Raw genomic sequence first — 5,582 nt, forward strand, 5'->3', positions numbered from 1 at the left:
AAGCAGTCGTAAATGAAATTGTTCGAAGATTACTGGATAAATATGAACAAGATAAGTCTATAGGTGTAGTAACTTTAAATACTGATCAGCAAAGAACGATTGAAGATCTGTTAGACGACGCAAGAAGACAAAACCCTGCTATCGAAAAATACTTTCAAGAGGGGTCAGGAAGAGATCCTGTTTTTGTTAAGAACCTAGAGTCAGTTCAGGGTGATGAGAGAGACGTAATCATGCTCAGTCTCGCGTATGGTCCTACGGAGCCAGGAGCCAAAACAATGAGTATGAATTTTGGGCCACTCAACAAAAGCGGGGGAGAGCGCCGCTTAAATGTTGCGATTACTCGCGCAACCACGGAGGTTGTTGTCTTTAGTAGTTTTGACTCTTCAATGATTGATTTAAGCAGAACGAACTCGGTTGCCGTTGAGCACTTAAAACACTTCCTTGAATTTGCAGAAAAGGGGCCAATTGCTTTATCTGAGATTGCTTCTGCAGAGCATGGAGTCGATCAATTTGATAGTGATTTTGAAGAAGCGGTAGCTCAAGCTTTAAGAATTAAAGGTTGGAAAATACAAACACAAGTAGGAGTAAGTAAGTTTAGAGTTGATCTCGGAGTACTTCATCCAGACAAGCCTGGCAAGTACATAGCTGGTGTTGAGTGTGATGGGGCTACGTACCACTCTTCTCCTGCAGCCCGAGATAGAGATCGGGTAAGACAGATAGTTTTGGAAGGCCTAGGATGGAATATTGTTAGGTTATGGTCGACGGATTACTTTATTGATCCTGAATATGCAATTGAAAACATTGACTCAAAACTTAGAGAAATACTTGAAGTGGAAAGGGAGCGAGACATACTGCTAGAAGCAGAAGCAGAAGCAGAAGCAGAAGCAGAAGCAGAAGCAGAAGCAGAAGCAGAAGCAGAAGCAGAAGCAGAAGCAGAAGCAGAAGCAGAAGCAGAAGCAGAAGCAGAAGCAGAAGCAGAAGCAGAAGCAGAAGCAGAAGCAGAAGCAGAAGCAGAAGCAGAAGCAGAAGCAGAAGCAGAGGGAAAAGTAGTGTTAGCGAAAGGTCCTTCAACTTTAAACTCAGGCACAGGTTTTTGTCTTGAACAAACGGGGAGCTCTGGTAAAGAATTTGATGAAATCGAGAACGCTTCATCGATTACATTGGATGCCGCAAATTATTTTAAACCTGAATACGTTGATAGGCTCACTCAACTTGCTACAGATATCCTTATCGAACGCCCTGGTATTACACTGCATGCACTTACCCTCGAAATAGCCAACCTACATGGCTTAACACGTACAAGCAAAAAGCAACTCGAGTATATGAGAAAAATACTTGATACTTTCGCTGGTATCAAAGAGAGCGATGGGTACTCTCCAACACTCTGGGTTTCGCCGAGTAATATGGTCGATTTGATTGAGTGGCGGGGTGTAGAGGCATTCGGTTATGAACGAAAGTGGAATGAGCTGTCGTATGAGGAGGCTTTGGGGCTTGCTAAGTTTGCGATTCAGAAGAACTCAGAAGCGCCAATAGATGTTATTTGCGATGAGTTAAATATTAAGAGACGTCATGAGACATCCTTGAACCAATTTGCTATTTGGCTAAAAACCGTTAATGAATTTGACGATCAGAAATAGCTAATACATATGCTTGTCAGGCCTGATGCCTCAAAGCTTAGGAACTGACAAGCTTTTCTCGAATCTTTTATATACGCAGTTAGATTAAATCATTAACAAGGATGTGTAATGAGAAATAGAAAATGGATATTTGCGGCTATTTTGCTTATTGGAGGACCTTCATTATTGCCCTTTAGTTTGGAAGTAATCTCAATAATTGAGCTGTTTGGTCTTTTGGGTTTGTGGACAATTTATTCATCTTACGCTGAATATTTGGCGAATCACCCTTGGTTTAAAAGAGGTCTGCGTTTAGCAACCAGTTGGGACTTTCAGCCTCAAATGCTGTTCTCTCTGAGAGAGCTTAGGGCATGTCCACAGTTAGTTTTCCACATGCTTCCTGTTCAAAGTGTGATGATCTGGGCTTTGAACATTATGTTTTGGGCGAGTGTGGCTTGGTGCTACAGAATTTAAGCGAACAAATTGTTCAAGAGGGGTTCGCAACGCATAGCATTTTTACTGTGCGTTGGTTTTAGTGATTAAGGCGGTATGCAGTGGTATCAGTATTGAGTCGCTCACCCGTCAACAAGACGCCAAACAGTAAGGATGATGGATGATTAAAGCACAAATATATGATGTATTTTGTGATGAGTTAGCTCAAGGTAACCCATGTGGCGTTGTCGAACTAAATCACTGGCTGAGTGATTCTGAATTACTTCAAATCACTCATCAGGTCGCTCAACCTGTCACATCATTTGTGGTTCAGTCTGGCAGTGACTACCACATTCGCTGGTTTAGCCTAGAAGGAGAGATCAACCTATGCGGACACGGAAGTTTGGGCGCAGGCGCTGCAATCATTTCCAACTATCATAAGAACGAGGTCATTCTACAAAGTCAGTATGGTCATGTTACCGTTACTGGACTGGATGGAATGTATCGGATAGTGATGCCAAGTTGGCTAGCCAAGCCTCATGCCATCCCCTTGGGTATTTCAGGCTTTTCCAATCACCCCGTAGATGCTTTTACAACGCGTGATTTGGTTGTTGTTCTCGAATCAGAAGATGATGTTGTTCGCTATCAACCTAACTTTGATGAGCTGATTAAAATTGATGAGTTTCATGCTGTCATCGTGACGGCTCAAAGTTCTGATAGTGGCTATGTGCTGCGTTACTTTGCACCTAAAATCGGTATTTCAGAAGATCTTGCCACAGGTTCGGCTCAGTGCTCATTGGCGCCTTATTGGTTTGAAAAGCTAGGCAAAGAAAAATTGACGGCTCGTCAGCTATCTCGTGCTGGTGGTTATTTTGAAGTGGCTCGCGGTTTAGAATCTACGATCGTATTGTCTGCACACGTGAAAAGTCGGACTTGAATGCAAACGCCTCTAGCTCTTACACAAGATCTAGAGGCATCCATTTTTTATTGACTTAAACGTGCCGAGCTAAGATTTTAACCCTGCAGCGGTCATCATGACGCGAAATAACATAGACACTAACCCTAATGCAGCGACGCTAACGACCCATATTCCAACCATCCAAGCCCATTGGCGGCACCAATTTTTGATTTTCATACTCACTCCTTATCAACTCGTTAATGGTACGCTTCGCCTTCTTTTACTTTTCCGGAGAAGACGTAGTAACTCCAAAAGGTGTAAGCCAGAATGATCGGGATGATGATCACTGCTCCAACGAGCATAAAGCGCTGACTGCTTGCAGGAGCCGCTGCTTCCCATATTGATATGCTAGGAGGAATGATATTTGGCCAGATACTGATGCCAAGCCCAGCGAACCCGAGAATCACGATCACTAACGCCATCACGAAAGGGCTGCGCTCTTTACGCTTTTTAACGGAGTCGGCAATCTTCAAACATACCAGCCCAGTAATGACAGGTACGGGCAGTAAGTAGAACAAATTAGGCAGAGAAAACCATCTTTCCGCAATGGCAGGGTAAGCAAGTGGAGTCCAAGCGCTCACAATGACTAATGCGGAGATCATCGCCAGTAGTGTTTTGTTAGTGAAGCGGTGCATCGTGTTTTGCAGTTCACCTTCCGTCTTCATGATGAGCCATGTGCTACCAAGCAGCGCGTACGTTGCGACTAAACCCAAACCACAAAAGATGGGAAAAGGGCTGAGCCAGTCGAGTTGGCTACCTACGAAGACGCGGTTTTCCACCGCAAAGCCTTGAATTACCGCGCCAACAACGATGCCTTGGAAAAACGTGGTTAAAATCGAGCCGACCATAAAAGAGCGATCCCAGAACTTTAAGTGGTTTTCCAATGCTTTAAAGCGAAACTCAAATGCGACTCCACGAAAGATCAAAGCAATCAACATCAACGTTAAAGGGATGGTTAGCGCTTCAATAATCACCGCGTAAGCCATCGGAAAAGCGCCAAATAGAGATGCGCCTCCTAGCACAATCCAAGTTTCGTTACCGTCCCAAACTGGCGCGACACTGTTGACCATGACGTCTTTTTGTTTTTCATCCTTGATGAAGGGCATCAGTATTCCAATACCCAAATCGAAGCCATCCATGATGATGTACATCAAAGTGGCAAAAACGATGATCGCGAACCAAATCACGGATAAATCAAAATGCATATTTTCTACCTTCACTTTGTGACAAATTCTAGATGCGGCCTGAAACGGTCGTCATGTCGTGCTCATCGTGTTCGATTGCATCGGGGCCTTTCTTGATTTGGTGGATCATGTAGTAATAACCAAAACCAAATACCAAGCTGTATACAACCAGGAAACACAGCAGGCTGATGCTCATTTGTAGGTCTCCGTGTGCAGAAACCGCATCACGCGTTTTTTGTACGCCATAAACGACCCAAGGTTGCCGACCAACCTCTGTCGTAAACCAGCCAGCGAGTATTGCGATAAGACCAGATGGCCCCATAAATAATGAAAACTTGAGGAACCAACGCGAGGTATAAAGCGTGTTCTTTTTTCGTAACCATATGCTGTAGAAGCTCTGTAAAATCATCAGAAGTCCTAGCCCGACCATGATTCGAAATGACCAAAAGACGATAGGTGAGTTCGGTCGTTCCTCTTTCGGGAAGTCTTTCAGCGCCGGGATTGGCTCAGTTAAACTGTGGCGTAGGATCAAACTTCCTAAAACAGGAATTTCTAAGGCATAGTCTGTGCGTTCTTGTTCCATGTTTGGCATGCCGAACAATATCAATGGGGTTGGTTTGCCATCACTGTTATCCCAATGTCCTTCGATGGCAGCGATTTTGGCGGGCTGGTGTTCCAGAGTGTTTAGCCCGTGCACATCGCCAATCACGGTTTGGAGTGGCGCAAGGAACACTAAGATCCCGAGCGACATCGAAAACATGGTTTTTACCGCAGTCGATTGATTGCCTCTCAATAAATGCCAAGCGGCTGACGCGCCTACAAAGAGTGCTGAACTGACGAAAGCCGCGACGCTCATGTGCGCCAAACGATAAGGAAATGAAGGATTGAAAACGATAGCAAACCAGTCGGTTGGCACCACACGTCCGTCGACAATTTCATAGCCTTGTGGCGTTTGCATCCAACTGTTGGAGGCGAGAATCCAGAACGTCGAAATGATCGTTCCTAACGCCACCATCGAGGTTGCAAAAAAGTGCAGCTTTTCGCCGACGCGACGCCAACCAAACAGCATTACGCCAAGAAATCCGGCTTCGAGAAAGAATGCCGTTAACACTTCATAAGTCAGTAATGGGCCAGTGATAGAACCAGCGAAGTCGGAGAAACCACTCCAGTTGGTGCCGAATTGATAGGCCATGACAAGGCCAGATACAACGCCCATCCCAAAGTTAACCGCAAAAATTTTCGACCAGAAATGATAGAGCTTTTGGTAATCGGGATTGCGTGTTTTTAGCCATAAGCCTTCCAGCACGGCGAGATAGGTGGCCAAACCTATGGTGATAGCGGGGAAAATAATATGAAAGGATACCGTAAAGGCGAACTGTATCCGTGCAAGCATAA

The 5,582-nt window shown here is 44.8% G+C and carries 6 protein-coding genes; 3 read left to right on the forward strand and 3 right to left on the reverse strand.

Annotated elements, in window-relative coordinates; genetic code table 11:
* The 3 genes from CAG68_RS22225 to CAG68_RS20055 form a co-directional block, all read left to right on the forward strand.
* Positions 1 to 1,637, forward strand: a 1,637-nt coding sequence (locus CAG68_RS22225) for an AAA domain-containing protein (protein WP_202600014.1), incomplete at its 5' end; no start/stop codon positions are given.
* A gap of 108 nt (positions 1,638 to 1,745) precedes the next feature.
* Positions 1,746 to 2,087, forward strand: a complete 342-nt coding sequence (locus CAG68_RS20050) for a hypothetical protein (RefSeq protein ID WP_054577804.1) — start codon at positions 1,746 to 1,748, stop codon at positions 2,085 to 2,087.
* Between the two features lie 139 nt (positions 2,088 to 2,226).
* The gene (locus tag CAG68_RS20055) at positions 2,227 to 2,982 is read left to right on the forward strand and encodes a PhzF family phenazine biosynthesis protein (protein ID WP_054730825.1); all 756 of its coding nucleotides are present in this window, start codon (positions 2,227 to 2,229) and stop codon (positions 2,980 to 2,982) included.
* A 69-nt stretch (positions 2,983 to 3,051) separates the two neighbouring features.
* Here CAG68_RS20055 and CAG68_RS20060 read toward each other — a convergent pair whose 3' ends face one another.
* The 3 genes from CAG68_RS20060 to CAG68_RS20070 are packed head-to-tail and all read right to left on the reverse strand — an operon-like array spanning position 3,052 to position 5,580.
* On the reverse strand, positions 3,052 to 3,180 hold the full coding sequence (locus tag CAG68_RS20060; RefSeq protein WP_005373267.1) for a DUF2474 domain-containing protein: 129 nt from the start codon (positions 3,178 to 3,180) through the stop codon (positions 3,052 to 3,054).
* 20 nt (positions 3,181 to 3,200) lie between these two features.
* Entirely contained in the window at positions 3,201 to 4,208 is a 1,008-nt protein-coding gene (cydB, locus tag CAG68_RS20065) for a cytochrome d ubiquinol oxidase subunit II (protein ID WP_047101326.1), read from the reverse strand.
* Between the two features lie 28 nt (positions 4,209 to 4,236).
* A complete protein-coding gene (locus CAG68_RS20070) occupies positions 4,237 to 5,580 on the reverse strand; it encodes a cytochrome ubiquinol oxidase subunit I (RefSeq protein WP_161441568.1) in 1,344 nt (447 codons plus the stop codon).
* Between the last annotated feature and the right edge of the window lie 2 nt (positions 5,581 to 5,582).

Source organism: Vibrio sp. V42_P2S4T144 (genome assembly GCF_009904715.1).
Lineage (GTDB): Bacteria > Pseudomonadota > Gammaproteobacteria > Enterobacterales > Vibrionaceae > Vibrio > Vibrio alginolyticus.